The sequence below is a fragment of the Rhodovulum sp. BSW8 genome, assembly GCF_003314725.1.
Taxonomy (GTDB): domain Bacteria; phylum Pseudomonadota; class Alphaproteobacteria; order Rhodobacterales; family Rhodobacteraceae; genus Rhodovulum; species Rhodovulum visakhapatnamense.
This window is the reverse complement of the sequence record NZ_QNVX01000080.1, coordinates 1-1,924: the sequence shown is the minus strand read 5'-3', so window position 1 is coordinate 1,924 and position 1,924 is coordinate 1. Positions and strand designations below refer to the sequence as shown.

Sequence of the window (1,924 nt, the reverse complement as noted above, 5' to 3'; positions counted from 1 at the left end):
GCTCTTTCGCATGCGTCTGCTCCTTCGCGGTTGAGCAGACTCTACATCAGACTGAGGGATCTCGCGGGGGGCAGGTCAATCGACCTCCGACTTGTAGGTCTTCTCCACGAGACTGCTCACTCTCCAGCTGAACGGCGCCAGGGCGAGGCCCCGGCTGGCGATCTGCTCGTCCCACAGCCGCGCCGTCCCAGCATGGTCCTCCTGGAAAGACCCGGATTGCGCGGCGGTCATCGCGCTCGCGGCGTTGGCGATGCCGTAGTACCAGGCCAGCACGCCGACCCGCGCGTAGTCCGCGGCCGTCGTTCCGCCTCGGAACTGGTCGAGGGCGGAAAGATGATGGAGCCCAAGGAAGAGTTGCTCGAGCACGGTGTTCTCGACCCAGACATCCATCTTCCGCTTTCCCTCCTTCCCGTAGAAGGCGGTCGCCGTCCCGAAATCGATCCCTTCGTCCTCCGCAAGGATTCGCAGGGCACGCATCCAGTTGACCGTCGACGGCAGCGCGAACTGGGGATCGGGCTTTCCGCCCCTCTCGTTGATGGTGCCCTGTTTGATGATGCGGTCGTACAGCATGGTTTCTCGATCTGACGTTGAGGATTACCGCGCCGGACCGGCGGAATCGGGCGTGCAAAACAAAGACTCGCGCGATAGTCTTCTGGAAAACAAGCCCTTTTCGTGAGTGCCCGTCCCGCATGTCCAACAGCCTGACCGACCTGATCCTTTCCCTGACCCCCGAAGACGGGTCCTCCATCGGCAACGGCGCGATGATGGCGCTGGTGCGTGAGCGTGTGCCGGGCCTGACCGACGATGACTACGCGGCCGCTCGCGATGCGCTGGTCGATGACGGGCTTCTTGCCCGTGGCCGTGGGCGGGGCGGGTCGATCATGCGGGTGGTCGATGCCGAAGAGGATGAGGACGACGGCGAGGAATCCTCGGACGAGGATGCCGACGACGACGGGTTCGAGCTGACGCCGACCGACGAGCCTGCGCCGCGGCAGCGCGTCGCCTCTCGCGGGAAGAAGGCCGCGCGCAAACCGAACGGCCCCACGCAGGTGCTCAGCTACCGCCACGGCGAGACGCGGGTGAACAACCCCGAGGTCGGGATGGTCCATGCCGGCACCGATCCGGATGGCGAGAAGACGGTCTGGGCCTACGACCCGCATCTCGACCCGGTGCTGAACTTCGACAGCGCACGGGCGGGGATCGAGAAGCTCATCGACGATGCGCTGGCCAGCGACGATCCCGAGCGGATGAAGGATGCGTTGCAGGAGCTGAAGCGGCTGCAGGCGCCCTATCTGAACTGGACGGGCAAGGCGGAGCGGACGAGCGTCGCGGTCGATACCGTCTCGCTCCATGTCCACGAACGGGTGGACCCGGCGACGATCCTTGCCAACGCGGCGAAGCGGCTAAAGGGGAAGGATGCCGCAACGCAGTGGCGGCAGCCAGATCTGTTCGCGGCGCCGTTCGAGAACCTGCCGCTGCGCCAGGCGCTGGATTTCTACCACCACGAAAAGGGCTGGTCGAACCGGCTGGTGGCGGGCGACAGCCTGCTGGTGATGAACTCGCTCCTGACCAAGGAGAGCATGGCTGGCCGCGTCCAGATGATCTACATCGACCCGCCCTACGGCATCAAATACGGGTCGAACTTCCAGCCCTTCACGAACAAGCGCGACGTGAAGGACCGCTCTGACGACGACCTCACCCAGGAACCCGAGACGATCAAGGCGTTCCGGGACACCTGGGAACTCGGCATCCACTCCTACCTCACCTATCTGCGCGACCGGCTGATGCTGGCGCGGGAATTGCTGACCGAGAGCGGGTCGGTGTTCGTGCAGATTGGGGACGAGAACCTAGGCTCCAGACTCATTGATCGTCAAAGCCAGAAGATGACGGTTGCGGCGAGGGCTATGGCGGAGAGGAAGGTCTT

General features: G+C 64.4%; 2 protein-coding genes. One reads left to right on the top strand and one right to left on the bottom strand.

Annotation, left to right across the window (positions count from 1 at the left end; genetic code table 11):
- Positions 1 to 75: 75 nt before the first annotated feature.
- A complete protein-coding gene (locus DSD19_RS21295) occupies positions 76 to 570 on the bottom strand; it encodes a hypothetical protein (protein ID WP_207802501.1) in 495 nt (164 codons plus the stop codon).
- Positions 571 to 689: 119 nt separating this feature from the next.
- Here DSD19_RS21295 and DSD19_RS21290 point away from each other — a divergent pair.
- Positions 690 to 1,924 (top strand): DNA methyltransferase (locus tag DSD19_RS21290; RefSeq protein WP_256359809.1); only part of this gene is annotated, 1,235 nt, incomplete at its 3' end.

What these genes read in the sequence shown, in the direction of transcription:
- DSD19_RS21295 (WP_207802501.1), bottom strand. Translation starts at nt 570, where the DNA reads ATGCTGTACGACCGCATCATCAAACAGGGCACCATCAACGAGAGGGGC.